Genomic DNA, 18,132 nt, shown 5'->3' on the forward strand with positions numbered 1-18,132 from the left:
TTTTACTGACTAGTAATCATTATCATTTAAAAATTAATTTAGATATATCGTATTCACCAGAGAAGGGGCTACAAATGGCATCTACCCGTTACCCACAGCGTGTTCGTAATGACCTGCGTTTTCGCGAGCTGACGGTGCTCCGCGTTGAGCGCGCCAGCGCGGGTTTTCAGCGCATTGTTTTAGGCGGCGAGGCGCTGGAGGGCTTTAGCTCCCGGGGTTTCGACGACCATACCAAAGTCTTTTTCCCGGCTCCTGGGGCGGTGTTTGTACCGCCGGTGGTCACCGATGAAGGCATCGACTGGGGCGACGGCGTGCGTCCTCAGACGCGAGACTATACGCCGCTTTACGACGAGGCAAATCATGAGTTGGTACTCGATTTCTTCATTCACGACGGCGGCATTGCCAGCCGCTGGGCGGTCGAGGCGAAAGCGGGGGACAGGCTGACCATTGGCGGCCCGCGCGGTTCGCTGGTGGTGCCGGAGGATTACGCCTGGCAGCTGTACGTGTGCGACGAGTCCGGCATGCCCGCGCTGCGTCGACGCTTAGAAAGCATTGCTAAACTGCCGGTTCGCCCGCAGGTTCATGCGGTAGTGACGGTCGGGGACGAATCTTATAAAGAGTATCTGGCACACCTGAGCGAGTTCGAAATCACCTGGGTGGTGGGCCATAGCGAGCAGGCGGTAGCGGACCATCTGGCGGCGCTGACCGTTCCTGGGGAAGACTATTTCATCTGGCTGACCGGGGAAGGGAAGGTGTTGAAGACGCTGAGCCGTCAGTTTGAAACCGACGCGATTGACCAGCAACTGGTGCGTGCCAGCGCATACTGGCACGCCAAATAATCAGGCGGCGGAATCCAGCTGCGCTTCGTTCACCTGATGTTCGAGCGAGGCGCGGACCTCGTGCAGCGCTTTCTCCTGCTGAGCGAAGTACGCTTCCATATTGTTGAGCGATGAGACCAGCAGCCAGGACTCCTCTTTCTCCAGTTCCGCCAGTTCGTTCACTAAGGTGTCGATCTGCTCGCGGACCTGCGCCATTTTCTTGCGGATGCGTTCCAGATCGTTCAGCCTGTCGCTTGCCATCAGCGGCTCGAAGCCCTGCTGCAGGCGGGCCACCAGTGAGCGGATGGTTTTAACGTCGCCACGCTGCTTCGCCTGGTTGAGCTGCACCATCATCGCGTTGGCTTCCTCTTTCAGGTCATCCGCCACCAGATCCGGATGGCAGAGCTTGCTCGCCTGACGCCAGAGACGCTTGAGCTCGTTCCGATCCTCTTCCGAAAGATCCTTGCCCTTGCGCAGCCGCACTTCGGCATCGTGATGCTGCTCGCGATACTTCTCGTACTCTTCGTTAGCGTCGTCGCGCGCCTGACGCGCAGGCTCCTCTTCGCGCGTTAAGCCGCTCTCCAGCTCCAGCGCTTCGGCCAGCAGGTTGGCAATCAGATTGCTTTGCTGCTCCAGATGCTTACGCGTCTCAGCGGCCTGGACGGAGTCGGCCGGGAGATCGCGCCAGCGCTGGGTGAGCGTCGCCAGCACCTCTATCGCCTGCGCCATATAGCGCTGGCAGCGACGGTAGTCTTCCTCGCGACGACGCGCTTCCGCCTGCTGGCGACGCAGGTTGAGCTCTGCCAGCGTTTTACGCAGGGCGAGGATCTGCTGCATCAGCGGGCCGAGACGGGAGAAATAGAGATCGTTGAACTCATCGAGCTGCTGCACCCGGGCGTTGCGGCGGTCAATCAGATCGCGCAGACGCTCTTCCAGCGCCTTCAGTTCCAGCTTGCTGGCGGCCACCTGCGGATCGCGCCACTGGGTCACGGCGCGCTGGCCCTGCAGCCAGGCGGTAATTGCCGCCATCGCAGAGGTGTAGTTCTTCTCCTCAAGCGCCACGACGATTGCCTGTAGCTCATCGTCAAACGCTTCATTTTTCAGGCGTGTCAGCTGGCTCTGGATGATGTCGTCATCTTCCAGTTCAATGGCATTTTTAATGATTTCTAGCCGTTTGATCGGTGTGCTCATGATGCCTTTCGCTTTGGCGCTTAAGTATTTGAGTTAAGGTTAGTTGTTGTAAAAGCTACAGGAAATAATACACACGGATGATGATCGGCGCGATGGGGGATTTCTTTAGTTTTGCAGTTTGTGAGGTGGGGAAGTGAGCAGGAACCTGTAAGGTGGAGGGTGAGGATAGCTCCGTTTCCTGCTCTACCTGCGAAACCACGCCTGGCTATTGGCTTTGCAGTTCCTTCAACGCGCCTTGTGCGGCATTCTCAATCTTATTGCAGAACGCTTTAGCGCCTTCCGGACAGCTATCCGTGGTGTTTCTCACGACTTTATCGAGCTCGCGATCGTTCGTGGTCGTATCGATGTGATTAATCATCCATGACTCAAAAGCGCGATCGCTTAGAGATAGCTGCATGAGTTGATGGGAGGTCTTCCAGTTGTTGGCTAACAGCCCGACAATAGTCGCTGATATCCTTTCTGCGATATATCCCTCATCACACTGTCTGTAATTTTTGTAAAAAGAATGGACGCCCTGCCAGTCCTGAATGGCAGAGGCTGTGTTATCTGCCCTGTCCATTTCTTCAACAGAAGTACAGTCATTTGCATAAGCCACGCGCGATATCACTGACAAAATCAAAAACAACTGCATCGTTTTCATATCAAGTTCATTCCCGGTGGGATATAGATATTTTCAAATTTCTGCGTCGCACTCATGGCCGAGCAGGCGCTGTTATTTGATACGGTGATGGTTGAAAGGGAGGATTTGGCCATGTGCTCTTTTATTTTCTTCATCGCCTCATCAGTAGTCCGGATGCATCCCATTGTCGGATGTTCTGGCCCTGGTTTATAAGGGCTATGCGCCTGACCTGAATGTACACCTACACCCGTGTGTCCGGGATAGCTAAATCGAATGATTCCATAAGTCCCATACGAACCATCTTCACTATCGCCTGGGTGTAAATGTGGCTTTGATTTATCCTGTATCTGATATGTGCCGTTACTAATGTGTTTGAATGTGGCTCTGCGATCGACGTTATTATAAGCGGTCCACGTGTCAACAATAGAGCCATCACTACCTAGCAATGAAAGCGTATGGGCACAACCATCAAAAGTAAGTCTGGCCATAAATTCCTCCGCTAGGCTGTAGTTCTTTCATTCCATGAATCAGAGTGAATGAGATTGCCATCGACAAATTTCCAGGTGATTTTCTCGTAGCGTAGTTCAACGATTTCCATATGGTTAAGATGCTGGGTGTGCGGATCTTTACAGTTCGCCATCACCGGTGTAACCGAAACGACTTTGACGTTTTCCAAAAACATATTGAAATATTCCTCTTCCAGACCTGCATCGTTTATACGGTACCATTTCATCTCCGCTGATTTCAGAAGCTGCCCGGTAGATACGGCTTTGTACAGATAGGTCGAGGCGCTATCGAACTCTTTCCCGATAGTAAAAGCACCGTGTACACGTGTTCCTGTTTGTTTTCCTGTATTACCATCTACAGGGATATGCAGGCCATGCGAAAAGGTGATCACTTCAATACTGCCTTCGCGATTTTGTACGTCAGATGACCCTTTGATGGGGGCGCCGCCGTCGTCTTTCAGAAATAAATGAGCTGGAATTGGCATGAGTTGGTTTCCAAATGGCTGGTAAATTATTTATACGTTACATTATTATCTTTTTTCAATTTGTAACTTTTTTCTTTTTTTAGGATACGGTAATTAATTAATGGTATAAGGAATGTTTTTTTATTAACAAGGCGAATGTGTGGAGCTCTCTGTTAATGTTTAACGAAAACCTGGCTCGCTAATGTTTCAATGTAAACAGCAGATATGTTAACCCGGCCATTAGGCCGGGATGTTATTGAAAACGCTATTTGTCTCGCTTGATATTGGGGACATCTCCTAAGTCATTCAATGCACCCGGGAATGTCTTCAACCATGTTGCTACTTTCTGTTTGTTAATATTGACCACGCTCATGCCTTCAAGACAACCCCATAATTCACGTGTAAGTTGTGGCGTGATGACAATGCAATCCTTCATGACCCGAATTTTAACAGGCATACCATTAATAAAACCGGCATTAGATAGCCACTTGCCACTTAGGGGAAGAGAGTGGCAATCCACGCGAGAATAGAGCTCACAGCAGGCTGTACAGTCTTCTGGTGTTTCTGCCCGAGGATGAACGGGCGCGGCATCAGTTCGGTTGCCATGAAGTCGGCGAGTATCGTTTTTGCGTATCAGATCGCGGTTTTCAATTATAGTTGTAAAAGCGTCTGATTTTTTTTTGAAAACAGTAAACTCTGGCTTAAAATCCATCGCAGCCATATTCAACTCCTTCTAAGTTGTTTGTGGTTAGCGGTATGGAGGTGTTCCACCACCTTCATATCGCGAGCTATTGTCGTATTAATCTACCCTGCTTTTCATCGCTTCCTTAACAGGGATGGCGTTTACGCTGAGTACATTATACCCAGCTGAATAAAAATACAGTATTGAATGATACGATAAAGTTGAAATGTGCGAGCTGGATTCAGAAATATAGGAGGCAGGAGAGGATTACATACAGCCAGTCATCATTTTTTAGTTTTCGATAAACTGAAATGATATGTTTTTTTATATAAGACAACGTCTCGTCAGCACTCATTTCAGAGGCTAATGTTTGATATTCCCCACCTAGATCATCATAAAGATGATAGTACAACTAACTCAGATAACGACAGACGCTGGCAAAGAACCCGGGAGGAGAGTCCAGAAAAGCTGCTGCAAATCCATATTAAAGAGTCTCTGCTTTCCTTGCATCTTCGCAATGAACCAGATTCCAGAGTTGAATTTTCAGGCAGGTTAACGCACTGGCCCGTTCATCAGGATAGTTCAGGCCTGCTTCATGCAGGTAAGCATCGAGATATCTTTTCAATGCTCGGTTGTCCAGGATTTTATCCAGGTTTAACGAGGCAAGGATTAACAGCGCCTCCGACTCGTCGCCTGCCATGACCTGCGCCTCTGCCCATTCGAGAATTTTTTGTCGTAGTCCTCTCTGACAAATGGGTATAGCGTTTCGCCAAACTTTCTAAGGCATAGCAGATCATTAAGCGTATAAGGGTATAAAGAAGTCAGCAGCCTGGGCTCCTGATGGTGCATCAGGGCAAGGATATTAGCAGCTTATGGCCAATAAAAAAGCCACCTGAGAAGATGGCTAAAAATTGGTGGCTCTAGCTGGACTGGACCAGCGACAAAGTGATTATAAGTTCCTATAGCGCTAACCGAAAATCAGTTTTTGCTTTGTTTATCAATAGTATACATTGCAACTGTTTGCCAATATTTACCCATTTTTCGCCATTTTATCGCCACTGAATCTGAACTAATCAATCATGGTAGTTAACGCTGCATTAGTTATGTTAAATATCAAAGTGGTCTGTATAAACTTGCATCAATTTTCCAGTAACATATTTATGATCAAGTGATACCTCACTCATTATACTAATGCAGTTTCTTAATAAAAAGTTTTTCCCCTCTCTATTTTCAAAGTTATGATCTTCATAGATTTCATTGAAGAACTTACCAAACAACCCCCACTTAGATAGTATTGTATTATAGTGTTGTTTATTAGGTTTAAATCTATGCATGATCTCATTTCTGCTTTCTATAATTCTATCTAACTCTGAAATTTTTGGATGGTAAATATTATGAAGACGTTCATTCTCAGTTTCAGAAATGCCATAAAAATCTATTATTGTATTTTTTAATTTCTTACCTAGTATGGAACTCGTGATAATTGACGCAGTTTTGTCATTGGATATTTTTAAAAAATCTTTTTTATCGCGAATTAATTTGCAAAGAAAATAATGGTTATTGGAAAAAAGAGCACCTAGATACTCTCGTGATAGTGAATCTAGATATGAACATAATGTTCGAGCAAATGAGTGTAAGATAATGTTTTGCTTTTTCAGTTCATTAGACTTGCCTTTTAAAATATCAAGTATCTCGATGACCTCAGCGTAATCAACTTCAAGCAATTCTATATCTCTTGTATAAACATCAATGATTCCGCTGTCTATAACTGTGGTGTATCCATACTCAGTAATAAAATTCTCTAAAATGGATTCTTTACAAGCTTCAAGAATTAAGTCGCTCTCGGCAGGGATTTTCTTTTTTTCAAAGGCTTGTTCTATAAAACCAAATAAATCCCCTGAGCTTATATGGTGTTTTTCCTCAAGAGAGTCTGAGTAGTAGTAATTGGAATTAATATTGCCGAATGTTAGGAATTCATTTAGCTCATCTGGTAAGTGTTTTATTTCTTTAAACTCATGAAGTTGATTTATAATATTTAGGTTAATGATAGTCGATATGATTAAATTTAAAGAAGAGTTTATCTTATCATTGATATCTATTTCGTTATCATCAAAGTCTATAACTAACATACGATTTCATCCTTAATAGTAAGGTTAGCCAATGGGTTGAATTTTACTGCGTCTTCTAAATGATCTGGGGCAAAATGTGCATATCTCATCGTCATTTTGATGTCTGTATGTCCAATTAGGCGGTGTAAGACAAGAATATTACCACCAATCATCTTAAAATGGCTGGCGAAGGTATAGCGCAAAACATGGGTAAGTTGTCCTGCCGATAGTTCGATACCTGTTCTTTGCAGAGTGGACCGGAACGCGCCATAACAAACTAAACAACGGGCCTTTTTTATCATCAAGCAGAGGCTCATAGAACTCTTTGCTGATTGGGACGGTACGGCTTTATCTGCCTTTCTTGTTGGTGTATGTGATTTTGTATTTCGCGTGATGGCTTTTTCTCAGTTTTCGGCCTCAGACCACCGCGCGCCAGTGGCGAGACAGATTCTTACCACGGTTTCTAAATCAGGGTGGTCATGCCGTTTACACTCTCAGAGCAGTTACGAAATTTGGTCGTTGGTTTGGATAGAGCTCGCAAATCCAACCGGCAGTAGGATTCTCACGATCCCCCCTCAGCTCACCTCGCTATAAATCCCCACCACGCGACCCACCGTTTTTATCTCGTCGATACCGCATTCAAACGGAACCTTGCCGCCCGCCACGTGGAGCTTTTTACCCGGCAGCAGCGTTAAGTCGCGGATGCTGGCGGTGCCTTCAATCTCAACCAGCCACAGGCCGTCGGTCAACGATGCGTCTTTTTCAATAAAGTGCAGCTTCCCCTCCGCCCGGACGGCGATGCCGCGCGCCAGCGGTTTGCTAAAGAAAGCAGAATCGATACTCAAAATGGTATTTTCTTCCAGCTTTCCATCACCGAGTGTGAACGTTGAAACCGAAACCGGATCGCCCGGCGCGGGGTGACCTTCAAACTGCGCACCTTGCCCGGTCATCAGCCAGCGAAGGCTCGCGCCGGTGTCCAGCGCGCACTGAACCGCAAAGTCGTAAGAGATGGTACCGCGCGCGTAGCGGTTCTGAAGCGAGCTGGCGGCGATATTGAAGTGCCGGGCCAGCTGGATTTTCTGCGTGAAACCATATACCTGACAGATTCTATCGAGTAACTCTTCATTATTCACTTGAGAATCTAAAATCAAAATATATTCCTTTGGGTGTTTACTAATACTCAATTGGGTATTAGTATCATTACAAATTCGGGCAATCAGCGGCAGACGTTGGCAAACAGAGGCTAATGATTGCAGACCATTATCAAAATGGGAATCATGCAGCATGGCTTCTGAAATCGCAATCCTCAAACGGTGGAAAAAGCCGTGCTGTGCCCGTTTTCAGCACATTAGCGTGCGTGAATTTACGCGAGGGGAGATATGGCGATAGAAGCTGCCCGTGCAAGGGTTCCACTTAGCGTGGGAGCGCGTCTTAACGGGCTTAACCACGTCGCTGAGCTGCGCGCCCGATACGGGAGCGATAGCGGGAAAGAGCTGGCGCGGTTTATGGCTGAAATGCGCGATAGGCGCGATCCCTGCTTTGAGGAGAACAGCAGGGCGCTGGCCGCCCTCTTTTTCCTGGCGAGATTGCCCGTCGCCCGTCATGAGTGCGATATCAGCGAGCTGACGACCGAAGAGAAACGGGCGCTGATTAACGCCATGAACCATTTTCGTGCTGTTGTGAGTTTATTTCCTGAACGGCTGACCATGCCGATATAACCCAACCAAAAACCTAATGGCGTAAACCCGCCGGGCACCCTATTGCCTGAAATAATGGAGAACGCGTGATGCGAAACAGTGAAAACCGCCCTTATCCGATTGGAAGTGAAGAACTGAAGCGCCTGCTGATGGAGGCTAAAACGGAGGAACGATGCGCGCGAGCTCTCGCTGTCTCCCTGCGCCTGGAGGCGCTGGCGAGCCATATCTATAAAACCGGCATGAGGGGAGAAGACGTTGCCGAACTGCTGTGCCACGAGGCGGCCCGCTACGAGCGTGAATCACAGGAGCTGCACTGATGGCCGATTTTATCGATCTTGCGCAGGGGCGCGAGCAGGAGGACAGAGAGCGGTACATTAATCGCGCCCGCAGACGACCCGCATCGCCTTCGCGTTTCCTCTGCGAGGATTGCGAGGCGCCGATACCGGAGGCGCGCCGCATGGCGGTGCCCGGCGTGGCCCTGTGCGTAACCTGCCAGGAGATCGCGGAGATGAAAAATAAACACGTCCGGGGAGGATAAGTTGGCTACGTCATTTGCTTATCCGTGGAATGCCCCGCGGTCGGCCATAGGCAGCCCTTATCTCACCCATGACCAACAGCAGCGCCGCGATCGCCTTTTCGCGGCGCTGCTGCAGGCAAGAAATGCTCTCGCACAGCAGCCCGACTGCTTACGCTTCGAGGTCTGGCGCACGGTTGACGCCCTCGAACAGCATCGGGGCAGCCCGCAGGCCAACGCCTTTTTGATCCGCTTCTGCAAAAGGATGTTACCCCGCCTGCGGCGGGTCTCTGAACGCTATGCCTGCACAGGCCTGCACGACGAGGTCTCCAGGGCCGTGTTTGACGGTCATTTCGACACTCAGCTTCTGCAATACCTCGCCTCGCGGATGGTCGAACTGGTTGCCCGCTATAACCGCCTTCCGGATATGTCCCGCGCGGATATCGACCTGCTGGCCGCAGATATCGCCAGCTTTATTCGCGGCGAGCTGGCGAATATTAACGATGCTGAAATGGGTGAATACCAGACGCTGTACGTCTGGTATCAGCGCGCCGGGCTGATCGCCCGGCAGTTCAACGTGTCGCCACCGCACTGGGAGCGGGTGTCGAAGACGTTTTTCGACAAAGATGACGTTGCCGCGGCGGTGATCCGCATGTTTTCCGAGGCGTGGTGGCGCGGGCGGCTGCGTCGGATCGCGTCTGCCTGGCGCGAGCATTTGCAGATTGCCCTCGGCAACGTCAGCAAAAAGAGAACGGCGTATGCGAGCAAACGCTGCGTGACCGAGTGGCGCGAGCAGAAGCGCCGCACCCGCGAATTTCTCAAGGGCATGGAGTTGGAAGATGAAGAGGGCAACCGCATCAGCCTGATTGAAAAATACGATACCTCGGTGGCCAACCCGGCGATACGCCGCTGTGAACTGATGACCCGCATCCGCGGGTTTGAAAATATCTGCGAGGCGCTGGGCTATGTGGGCGAGTTCTATACTTTAACCGCGCCCGCGCAGTATCACGCGACGCTGAAATCAGGTTACCCCAACGCGAAGTGGAACGGGGCCAGTCCGGCGGATACGCAAGGCTACTTTACCCGTCTATGGGCGCGTATCCGCGCAAAGCTCCACCGTGACGGGCACCGAATCTTCGGTATCCGCGTTGCGGAACCCCATCACGACGGTACGCCCCACTGGCACATGCTGATGTTTATGCTGCCGGAAGATGTCGAATGCGTTCGCCAGATTATCGGGGACTACGCGCGGCAGGAGGATGCCGTTGAGCTGCAGAGCGAAAGCGCCAGACAGGCGCGCTTTCACGCGGAAGCGATCGATCCGCAGAAAGGCAGCGCTACCGGCTATATTGCCAAATACATCTCAAAGAATATCGACGGCTATGCGCTCGCTGGCGAGACCGATAGCGAAAGCGGCGGGCTGCTGAAGGAGACGGCATCCGCCGTGTCGGCCTGGGCAGGGCGCTGGCACATTCGCCAGTTTCAGTTTATCGGCGGCGCGCCGGTAACGGTCTACCGCGAGCTGCGGCGTCTGGCGGATCCCGAAGCCGCGCGCGGTCTGAGCGTTGAGTTTGCCGCCGTCCATGAGGCTGCCGATGCCGGGGACTGGGCGGGTTACGTCACTGCGCAGGGCGGGCCGTTTGTGCGTCGCGATGATTTACAGGTGCGCACTCTGTATGAGCCGCGCGCCGGGTTTAACCAGTACGGCGAGGAAACGGTCCGCATCCGCGGCGTGTACGATCCTGCCGTTGGCGCGGGCAGCCCGATTTTTACCCGACTCACGCAGTGGAAAATTGTGCCGAAGCGGGCCGCGGATCTTAAGGATTCGCCCGTATCCTCTCGGAGTTCTGTCAATAACTGTACGCAGGCCGATCTTTCTCAACCCCTAAGCCGACGTGCGAGACGGGCGTTAACCGAACGCATCAAATTTATCCGCCCTGGCGCGTCGTCGCCCGTCGTCTTCGCGAGCGACCCGCAGAACGGGGTTCCGGAGAAGGTGATCGATGAGATACGACTCGCCACCGGGATAGCCATCACTCGGGGAGAGGCCCTGCATCTAATGGCGGGAGGCATCAGCCGCTTTAACGATAAATGGTGCAGAGGCGCAGCCGACGGATCGCTATTTCCGGCACCGTGCTCTTACCAGCAAAAGGCGCGGAAAATCCTTGAACGTATTGGGTATTTAACGGATCTCTTCGCTCAGAGAGCCCGCTAATCTCCATCCATATCATGTACATACCGTGAAGGGTTCTGATTTTTCGCTTCACTCTTTTTATGAATACGTGATACTGTATGTTTATACAGTATCTCGTGGTGGAGGTTGTGTGGACAGAGAGTTGAACGAGCAGGTCATGATTGAACGAGTCGAGCTGATTGCGCGACTGACGACAGAAGGAACGTGTCAGGAAAGAGATCGTGAGATTGCCCTGAATTTGATTGCTGAGATTGCGCGGGGAAATTTAATCAAGAACAACGCATTTACCGTTGTGTTCTCAGCATCGCCTGTTCCGGAACGAATCAAAAAAGAGGGCAACGTTCGGGTGAACATTACTCTCGATAAAGATCAGCAGATTGGCCATGCCGTCGTTGAAGCCTTTCAGTGCGAACTGACCCGCAGAATACGATCCCAGTTCCCGTCATCGCGGGTGAACGTGAAAATAGGATCGGTGACGGGGGTCGAGCTCCAGGGGCTTGAAAAAGAGGCCGATCGCGAAATGCTGGACGCTATCCTCCGGGAAGTCTGGGAAGACGAGAGCTGGCGCTAGCCCCGGCGTCATCACCCGTACCAACATCCTCATTCCTGTTTTGCGCTTCCGTTGAATCACGCTTCGCCGCTCGCGGACGATCTGTTGTGCCCGCGATTGTCCATCCGACAGCGATAGCGAAAAGCCTGCTGGCCCGGGAAACTCTACTGTACCTGGAAACCGGATGTTGGGAGCGTCTGATGAAAATCTATGCAATGCAGGGGGACACGCTTGATGCCGTTTGCGCCCGCTTTTATGGGCGCACGGCTGGCGTCGTGGAAGCCGTTCTGAAGGCCAATCCTGGCCTCGCGGAGTTAGGCGTTATCTTGCCTCACGGCACGCCGGTAGAGATGCCGGAGGTGAATAGCGCCCCCACAAAAGAATCCGTAAACCTATGGGACTGAGCCTGGAGAAAATCACCACGTTTATCGCCTACTGGCTGGCCGTGGCGCTGGCCTGGTTCGGGGCGATGTCTCCTGAAAAAGTCGCGCTGTACGTGGGGAGTCTTTGCGCCATTTTTACCGCGCTGACGAATTACTGGTTTAAGCGAAAAACCTGGCGCTATCTCCAGTCTCTGGGCCTCGATAAGAAGAGCATTCGTGAACTCAATCATTAAGCGTTGCAGCGTCGCCGGCGTGCTGGCCCTGGCGGTGCTGATGCCTGATTTTCGATTACTGAAAACGTCCCCGGAGGGACTGGCGTTGATTGCCGATCTCGAAGGATGTCGCCTTTCGCCCTACCGGTGTAGCGCCGGCGTATGGACGTCAGGCATTGGGCACACGGTAAACGTTGTGCCGACGCGGGACATTAACGAGCGTGAGGCTGCGGTAAACCTGGTTGCTGATGTGCTCAACGTTGAAGGGCGTCTGGCGGCGTGTGCGCCGGTTGAGATGCCGCCCCGGGTCTACGACGCGCTGGTGAGTTTTACCTTTAATGTCGGTGCAGGTGCCGCCTGCCGTTCGACGCTGGTGTCGTTTATCAAACGTAAACAGTGGTCGCAGGCATGCGGGCAGCTTACCCGCTGGGTGTACGTCAACGGCGTCAAAAATGCCGGGCTGGAAAATCGTCGCGTCCGCGAGAAGGCCTGGTGCATGAAGGGGCTGCCATGAGAACCCTCATGCTGGCGCTGGCCGGGCTGTTGGCCATCACGCTGTGGCTTCGTCATGACAACCTGAACCTGTCCCGTTCCTTAGCCACGGCTAAGCGGGTCGCCAGCGAGCAAAAAACGGCCCTCGCCACGCTTAACCAGCAGCTGTCCCTGTCGCAGCGGATGGCCAGAGCAAATGAAAACGCCCAGGTCAGGCTCCGTGAGGAGCTTGTTACCGCGGGCGAGGAGAGGGCAAGACGGGAAGCGACTATCGGGAGATTACTCAATGAAAATGAAGCGTTACGCCGCTGGTATACCGCTCAGCTGCCTGATGCTGTCCGCAGGTTGCACACCCGTACCGCCTGCGCCTCCGCAGCCCATTGTTTACAACGCCTGCCCGAAGGTGAGCCGCTGCCCGATGCCGGGAAGCGAGCCCGCCACTAACGGCGATCTCAGCGCGGATATTCGCAGGCTGGAATACGCCCTTATCGCCTGCGCGCTGCAGGTTGAAACCATCAAAGACTGTCAGGATAAACTCGATGCACAAACTCAAGAGCCTGCGTCAGGCATTAATTGACGCGATCCCCCAACTCAATGCCAACCCGGAGCGCCTGCAGATGTCGGTCGGAGGCGGCAATATTGACGCCCGACTGGCCTCCTCGCTCTCCTTTGAAAAGCGGTATGCGCTGAACGCGAAGGTCAGCGGCTTCACCGGCGACAGCGATGGTTTTTTCGTCCCGGTACTGGCCTGGCTTCGGGAAAACCAGCCGGATATTTTTACCCTCGATGAAGGACGCAAAAACGGTTACACCTTCGCGATCGTCTTAAACGATGACGATACGATGGATATCACCATCAGCGTGCAATTAACCGAGCGTATTCTTGTTTCTCAGGATCAGGGCGCTCTGCACGCGACGTATTCCCCCGAGCCGCCACTGCCGGAGCCCGTCACGCGGCCGAAGGCGCTGTACATCAACGGCGAGCTGGTCAGCCAGTGGGAGGACTAAGTTCCCCGCGCTGAAGGCCGCCTGCCGCCTGCTGTCTGGACTGCTTGTTGTATCATCCCGCAGAAAACCCCGTCTCGTTGCTGCCGTTCTTCCTGAACGGCATTCTCTTCTCATGAATACATTAACTTCCATGAACGGCATCGCTCGCGCGATCCGCAATCTGATTCGTATCGGTGTTGTGACCGATGTTGACCTCAACAGAGGGCTTTGTCGTGTCCAGACCGGCGGGATGAAAACCACCTGGCTGAACTGGCTAACCTGTCGTGCGGGACGTTCGCGCGTGTGGTGGGCTCCTTCCGAGGGAGAGCAGGTGCTGCTGCTGGCCATCGGCGGCGAGCTTGATACCGCCTTTGTGCTGCCCGGCATTTTCTCTGACGACCATCCGGCGCCGTCCGGGTCGCCTGACGCGTTCCACGTCTCGTTCCCTGACGGCGCGGTGATTGAGTACGAACCCGGGCGCGGGGCGCTGACGGTTGCTGGCATTAAAACGGCCGATATTACCGCCTCTGAATCGCTGACCGCCACCGTGCCGGAGGTGCGGGTGACGTCAACGTCCCGCATCACGCTGGATACGCCTGAAGTGGTGTGTACCAACAAGTTAATTACTGCCTCTCTTGAAGTGCAGAAGGGCGGCGTGATGGCCGGAAATATTGAGCATTCCGGCGGTAAATTCACCTCCAACGGGGTGCAGGTGGACAACCACGCGCACGGCAGTGTGCAAAGCGGCGGAAGCTGGACTAAGGGGACACAATGACGGTGCGTTACAGGGGGATGAACAGGCAGACCGGGCTGAGCATTTCAGAGGCTGAACACATCCGGCAAAGCGTGCGCGACATTCTGGTTACGCCGATCGGTTCGCGGGTCATGCGGCGGGAATACGGCTCGCTGCTGGCGGCGATGATAGACAGACCGCAGAGTCCGGCGCTGCGTCTGCAAATCATGGCCGCATGCTATTCCGCCATCCAGAAATGGGAGCCGCGGATAAGCCTGACGGCCATCACTTTCGAGCGTTCGGAGAACGACGGGACGTTGTATGTCGATATCACCGGCACGCGCCCGACCTCCGGACAATCCTTTTCTATCACCATTTCACTGAGTTAAACGCTATGGCTATTGTTGATCTGAGCCAGCTCGCCGCGCCTGATGTCGTGGAGGAGGTGGATTATGAAACGCTGTTGGCAGAACGAAAGGCCACTTTTGTCTCCCTCTATCCGGAAGAGGAGCGAGAGGCGATTGCACGGACGCTGACCCTGGAATCCGAGCCGATTGCGAAGCTGCTGCAGGAAAACGCCTACCGGGAAGTTATCTGGCGCCAGCGGGTTAATGAGGCTGCGCGTGCGGTTATGTTGGCCTATGCCGCAGGCAGCGATCTTGACCAGATTGGGGCAAACGCTAACCTTGCGCGTCTGGTCATTACCCCTGCCGATGACACCACGTTCCCCCCCACTCCGGCTGTGATGGAGTCCGATACCGATTTTCGTCTGCGCATCCAGCAGGCGCCGGAAGGGCTTAGCGTGGCCGGTTCGACGGGCGCGTATCAGTTTCATGGTCGGAGTGCAGATGGTCGGGTAGCTGACATTTCCGTAATTAGCCCACAGCCCGCAAACGTCACGGTCTCCGTGCTTTCCCGGGAGAATAACGGCGTGGCGTCCGGGGAGCTGCTCACCGTTGTTCGCAATGCGCTGAACGATGAGGACGTCAGGCCTGTCGCCGACCGCGTCACCGTCCAGTCGGCCAAAATAGTTGACTACAGCATTGAAGCATCGCTTTTCCTATTTCCCGGTCCCGAAAGTGAGCCGGTACTCAACGCGGCAAGGGCCCGGCTACAGGCCTATATCACGGCCCAGCATCGGCTTGGACGCGATATCCGCAAGTCCGCCATTTACGCCGCCCTTCACGTTGAAGGGGTGCAGCGCGTGGAACTCACCGCACCCGCGGCTGACATCGTGCTTAATGAAACTCAGGCCTCATGGTGCAGCCACTACAGCGTAACCGTGGGGGGAAGCGATGAGTAATACCCGACTTCTACCTGTTGGTTCGTCGCCGCTTGAGGTGGCGGCGGCACGCGCCTGCGCGGACATCGAAAATACGCCCGTTCCGCTGCGCCATCTCTGGAGTGCTGACACCTGCCCGGCGAATCTGCTGCCCTGGCTGGCGTGGGCGTTTTCGGTTGACCGCTGGGATGAGAACTGGCCAGAGGCCACCAAGCGAGATGTCATCCGCGCGGCGTGGTTTATTCATGCCCACAAGGGAACGATTGGCGCCGTGCGCCGCGTGGTGGAGCCACTTGGCTATCTGATTAACGTCACCGAGTGGTGGCAAACCAACGATCCCCCCGGCACCTTCCGCCTTGATATCGGCGTGTTGGACACGGGCATCACCGAGGAAATGTATTACGAAATGGAGAGGCTTATTGCTGATGCAAAGCCTGCCAGCCGCCACCTTATTGGCCTGAATATCATCCAGGACATTCCGGGTTATCTCTATACCGGGGCCCTGAGCTATGACGGCGACATCATCACGGTTTATCCCGGATAAGTGAGAGCACAATGACAGTGAAATATAAAACGGTTATCACCAAAGCCGGTGCCGAAAAACTGGCAGCAGCGACCGTCCCGAACGGGAAGAAAGTGAATTTTACGGCGATGGCGGTCGGCGATGGTGGGGGCACGTTGCCGGTGCCAGATGCCGGGCAGACGAAGCTGGTGAATGAAGTCTGGCGCCACGCGCTGAATAAAATCAGCCAGGACAATAAAAAGCGTAACTATGTGATTGCCGAACTTCTCATTCCTCCAGAAACCGGTGGTTTCTGGATGCGAGAAATGGGTCTCTATGATGACACGGGGACACTGCTCGCAGTCGGGAACATGGCGGAAAGTTATAAGCCGTTGTTAGATGAGGGATCTGGGCGTGCGCAGACCGTGAGAATGGTGATCATGGTCAGTGATATTGCCTCTGTCGAGCTCTCTATAGATACGTCTACGGTAATGGCGACCCAGGAGTACGTGGATGAGAAGTTCGAAGATCATGAACAGTCTCGCCGCCATCCTGATGCCACGCTAACGGCTAAAGGATTTACCCAGCTTAGTAGTGCGACTGACAGTTCTTCAGAAGTGCTGGCTGCGACGCCGAAGGCGGTAAAGGCTGCTAATGATAATGCTAATGGTCGTGTGCCATCAGGAAGAAAGGTTAACGGACATACTCTGACGGAAGATATCAGTATTACCGCCCAGGATATTTTTAATTTTCAGGCTGTGGAAATCGGTAATACTGCTGATCTGAATGCCTACACCACACCGGGACTGTATTATCAACCCTCAAACGCGCAGGCGCAAACCGGGAAAAACTATCCTGAGGCTGTTGCCGGGGCGCTTGAGATCTTTAAACACGCAGGTATTACACAGGTTTACCGAATATATGTTGGATCTCGTTCATATATCCGCACGCTGTACAGCGGTACGTGGTCACCATGGACAAAACAGTATGATGCCGTAAATAAACCCACCCCTGACGAAGTTGGCGCGGTGTCAGCGAATGGCGGAGGTTATAACGGCACATTCAGGTTTAGCAGTGTGGGCACGCTGCCAACTGAAAGAAACACTGCGACACTTGTAAGTGCTCAGCCTGGTGCGGGTGGGATTGTCTCTGGCGCGGTGTTTGAATGGTATGACAATTCAATGGCCATCGGCCTGACGAGAGGGGGAGGCACCGATACCACCGGATTTGCTATATGGCTCAACAATCATCTTCTTGCAACAGTTGCTTCAGATGGCGCGATTGCGAACAGTGGAAATATCTATTCAGGGCAAGGTGTATTTGAATCTGGTGGCAGAGTACGAGTTTACTCATCAAATAATCCACCCCCTCAGCAGGATTTAAGCCCTTATGCACGACAGGACTGGACGCTGCAATACTTTGTCCGTGATGTCGCAATGGGGGCGGAGGGGGCATTTATTATTACGCAAAACGGTTGGCAGCGGGTACCTGCTGGCTGCGCAATGACGGGGTGGAATGCTGAAGGTCAAAACCCCGGCGGGGATACTATTTTCTACCGCCCAATTCAGAAGTACATGTCTAATATCGGATGGATTACTGTAGGTCATACAGCATGATTACACTTAAAAATTTCGTTCAGTATGAACCAGAATTTAAAGACTTCTTGTTTAACGCTATATTTCTTCAGTCAGATGAGGGGCTTGACTGGTATTACCATATGTCACGCTTTCAGGCCGACACCCTAAAGATTTGCTACGACAAAAATAATATTATTCGCTCTTTCAGTAATCAGGTTGATCGCCTCTTTCCTCTGGGTATGTCAGTTTCCGAAGTTGATCAAACAGACGTGCCAGAAGGGCTGAATATACACGGCGAGTGGGTATGGAATGGCACTAAAATTATTCCACGCCAGTTGACCCGAGAGGAATTAATTCAACAGGCGGAAACCAGAAGAGGTGAATTGCTTGCCGAAGCTTCGGATGTTATTGCCCCCCTCCAGGATGCCTCCGATCTCGGTATCGCAGCAGACGAGGAAGCTGCCATGCTGTTACTCTGGAAACGCTATCGGGTGATGCTAAACCGGCTGGATCTCAGCATGTCACCAGAGATTGAATGGCCAGAACGTCCTGCCTGACCCCAAACCCTCCATCCGGAGGGTTTTTCGTTTGTTGTGTAATCCTTTCCCCAACCCCAATACGT

Annotated in this window: 26 protein-coding genes and 1 pseudogene; 18 read left to right on the forward strand and 9 right to left on the reverse strand. The window is 52.6% G+C overall.

Annotated elements, in window-relative coordinates:
• Window positions 1-74 precede the first annotated feature (74 nt).
• Window positions 75-839, forward strand: a complete 765-nt coding sequence (locus NQ230_RS03570; RefSeq protein ID WP_257260004.1) for a siderophore-interacting protein — start codon at window positions 75-77, stop codon at window positions 837-839.
• Here NQ230_RS03570 and NQ230_RS03575 read toward each other — a convergent pair whose 3' ends face one another.
• The 9 genes and pseudogenes from NQ230_RS03575 to NQ230_RS03615 form a co-directional block, all read right to left on the reverse strand.
• Window positions 840-2,009: a coiled-coil domain-containing protein gene (locus tag NQ230_RS03575; RefSeq protein WP_257260006.1), complete on the reverse strand. Its 1,170-nt coding sequence runs from the start codon at window positions 2,007-2,009 to the stop codon at window positions 840-842.
• A gap of 205 nt (window positions 2,010-2,214) precedes the next feature.
• Window positions 2,215-2,649: a hypothetical protein gene (locus NQ230_RS03580; protein ID WP_257260007.1), complete on the reverse strand. Its 435-nt coding sequence runs from the start codon at window positions 2,647-2,649 to the stop codon at window positions 2,215-2,217.
• Window positions 2,646-3,116: a L,D-transpeptidase family protein gene (locus tag NQ230_RS03585; RefSeq protein ID WP_257260008.1), complete on the reverse strand. Its 471-nt coding sequence runs from the start codon at window positions 3,114-3,116 to the stop codon at window positions 2,646-2,648. Before NQ230_RS03585 ends, NQ230_RS03580 begins: the two co-directional genes overlap by 4 nt.
• Before the next feature lie 11 nt (window positions 3,117-3,127).
• Window positions 3,128-3,619 (reverse strand): Hcp family type VI secretion system effector, encoded by a 492-nt coding sequence (locus tag NQ230_RS03590; RefSeq protein WP_023309259.1) that lies wholly within the window; start codon window positions 3,617-3,619, stop codon window positions 3,128-3,130.
• Between the two features lie 244 nt (window positions 3,620-3,863).
• Window positions 3,864-4,319: a SymE family type I addiction module toxin gene (locus tag NQ230_RS03595; RefSeq protein WP_257260010.1), complete on the reverse strand. Its 456-nt coding sequence runs from the start codon at window positions 4,317-4,319 to the stop codon at window positions 3,864-3,866.
• Between the two features lie 445 nt (window positions 4,320-4,764).
• Window positions 4,765-4,980 (reverse strand): hypothetical protein, encoded by a 216-nt coding sequence (locus tag NQ230_RS03600; protein ID WP_257260011.1) that lies wholly within the window; start codon window positions 4,978-4,980, stop codon window positions 4,765-4,767.
• A gap of 406 nt (window positions 4,981-5,386) precedes the next feature.
• Window positions 5,387-6,409, reverse strand: a complete 1,023-nt coding sequence (locus NQ230_RS03605) for a hypothetical protein (protein ID WP_257260012.1) — start codon at window positions 6,407-6,409, stop codon at window positions 5,387-5,389.
• A pseudogene (locus NQ230_RS03610) lies at window positions 6,403-6,882 on the reverse strand (tyrosine-type recombinase/integrase); the annotation flags it as partial. The pseudogene NQ230_RS03610 and the gene NQ230_RS03605, both read right to left, overlap by 7 nt.
• An 81-nt stretch (window positions 6,883-6,963) precedes the next feature.
• Window positions 6,964-7,539 (reverse strand): phage repressor protein CI, encoded by a 576-nt coding sequence (locus tag NQ230_RS03615; RefSeq protein ID WP_159514949.1) that lies wholly within the window; start codon window positions 7,537-7,539, stop codon window positions 6,964-6,966.
• Between the two features lie 228 nt (window positions 7,540-7,767).
• Between NQ230_RS03615 and NQ230_RS03620 the strand changes: the two genes are divergently transcribed.
• From NQ230_RS03620 to NQ230_RS03700, 17 genes are all read left to right on the forward strand, one after another.
• Window positions 7,768-8,106, forward strand: a complete 339-nt coding sequence (locus tag NQ230_RS03620; protein WP_257260015.1) for a DUF5347 domain-containing protein — start codon at window positions 7,768-7,770, stop codon at window positions 8,104-8,106.
• 68 nt (window positions 8,107-8,174) lie between these two features.
• On the forward strand, window positions 8,175-8,402 hold the full coding sequence (locus tag NQ230_RS03625; RefSeq protein WP_257260016.1) for a DUF2732 family protein: 228 nt from the start codon (window positions 8,175-8,177) through the stop codon (window positions 8,400-8,402).
• Window positions 8,402-8,623, forward strand: a complete 222-nt coding sequence (locus NQ230_RS03630) for a TraR/DksA family transcriptional regulator (protein WP_257260017.1) — start codon at window positions 8,402-8,404, stop codon at window positions 8,621-8,623. Before NQ230_RS03625 ends, NQ230_RS03630 begins: the two co-directional genes overlap by 1 nt.
• Window position 8,624: 1 nt before the next feature.
• Window positions 8,625-10,814 (forward strand): replication endonuclease, encoded by a 2,190-nt coding sequence (locus NQ230_RS03635; protein ID WP_257260018.1) that lies wholly within the window; start codon window positions 8,625-8,627, stop codon window positions 10,812-10,814.
• 109 nt (window positions 10,815-10,923) lie between these two features.
• On the forward strand, window positions 10,924-11,364 hold the full coding sequence (locus tag NQ230_RS03640; RefSeq protein WP_257260019.1) for a DinI-like family protein: 441 nt from the start codon (window positions 10,924-10,926) through the stop codon (window positions 11,362-11,364).
• 179 nt (window positions 11,365-11,543) lie between these two features.
• Window positions 11,544-11,747, forward strand: a complete 204-nt coding sequence (locus tag NQ230_RS03645) for a tail protein X (protein WP_023309248.1) — start codon at window positions 11,544-11,546, stop codon at window positions 11,745-11,747.
• The gene (locus NQ230_RS03650; RefSeq protein WP_029741404.1) at window positions 11,738-11,959 is read left to right on the forward strand and encodes a phage holin family protein; all 222 of its coding nucleotides are present in this window, start codon (window positions 11,738-11,740) and stop codon (window positions 11,957-11,959) included. Before NQ230_RS03645 ends, NQ230_RS03650 begins: the two co-directional genes overlap by 10 nt.
• Window positions 11,943-12,452, forward strand: coding sequence for a lysozyme (locus NQ230_RS03655; protein WP_257260020.1), 510 nt, complete (start codon window positions 11,943-11,945; stop codon window positions 12,450-12,452). Before NQ230_RS03650 ends, NQ230_RS03655 begins: the two co-directional genes overlap by 17 nt.
• Complete coding sequence (lysB, locus tag NQ230_RS03660; protein ID WP_257260022.1) at window positions 12,449-12,874, forward strand: Rz-like lysis system protein LysB; 426 nt, start codon at window positions 12,449-12,451, stop codon at window positions 12,872-12,874. Before NQ230_RS03655 ends, lysB begins: the two co-directional genes overlap by 4 nt.
• Window positions 12,762-13,007, forward strand: a complete 246-nt coding sequence (lysC, locus tag NQ230_RS03665) for an Rz1-like lysis system protein LysC (RefSeq protein ID WP_255642687.1) — start codon at window positions 12,762-12,764, stop codon at window positions 13,005-13,007. The genes lysB and lysC overlap by 113 nt, the downstream gene beginning before the upstream one ends.
• Complete coding sequence (locus NQ230_RS03670) at window positions 12,970-13,437, forward strand: phage tail protein (protein ID WP_219321469.1); 468 nt, start codon at window positions 12,970-12,972, stop codon at window positions 13,435-13,437. Before lysC ends, NQ230_RS03670 begins: the two co-directional genes overlap by 38 nt.
• A gap of 112 nt (window positions 13,438-13,549) precedes the next feature.
• Window positions 13,550-14,191, forward strand: a complete 642-nt coding sequence (locus tag NQ230_RS03675; protein WP_047646380.1) for a phage baseplate assembly protein V — start codon at window positions 13,550-13,552, stop codon at window positions 14,189-14,191.
• Window positions 14,188-14,538 (forward strand): GPW/gp25 family protein, encoded by a 351-nt coding sequence (locus NQ230_RS03680; protein ID WP_257260025.1) that lies wholly within the window; start codon window positions 14,188-14,190, stop codon window positions 14,536-14,538. Before NQ230_RS03675 ends, NQ230_RS03680 begins: the two co-directional genes overlap by 4 nt.
• A gap of 5 nt (window positions 14,539-14,543) precedes the next feature.
• Window positions 14,544-15,452: a baseplate assembly protein gene (locus tag NQ230_RS03685; RefSeq protein WP_257260026.1), complete on the forward strand. Its 909-nt coding sequence runs from the start codon at window positions 14,544-14,546 to the stop codon at window positions 15,450-15,452.
• Window positions 15,445-15,975 (forward strand): phage tail protein I, encoded by a 531-nt coding sequence (locus tag NQ230_RS03690; protein WP_063144858.1) that lies wholly within the window; start codon window positions 15,445-15,447, stop codon window positions 15,973-15,975. Before NQ230_RS03685 ends, NQ230_RS03690 begins: the two co-directional genes overlap by 8 nt.
• 11 nt (window positions 15,976-15,986) lie before the next feature.
• Window positions 15,987-17,549 carry a phage tail-collar fiber domain-containing protein gene (locus tag NQ230_RS03695; protein WP_257260032.1) on the forward strand — a complete coding sequence of 521 codons (1,563 nt, stop codon included), beginning with the start codon at window positions 15,987-15,989 and terminating at the stop codon, window positions 17,547-17,549.
• Window positions 17,546-18,067: a tail fiber assembly protein gene (locus NQ230_RS03700; protein WP_159514938.1), complete on the forward strand. Its 522-nt coding sequence runs from the start codon at window positions 17,546-17,548 to the stop codon at window positions 18,065-18,067. The genes NQ230_RS03695 and NQ230_RS03700 overlap by 4 nt, the downstream gene beginning before the upstream one ends.
• The last annotated feature ends 65 nt before the right edge of the window (window positions 18,068-18,132 follow it).

The sequence above is a fragment of the Enterobacter asburiae genome, assembly GCF_024599655.1.
Classification (GTDB): domain Bacteria; phylum Pseudomonadota; class Gammaproteobacteria; order Enterobacterales; family Enterobacteriaceae; genus Enterobacter; species Enterobacter asburiae_D.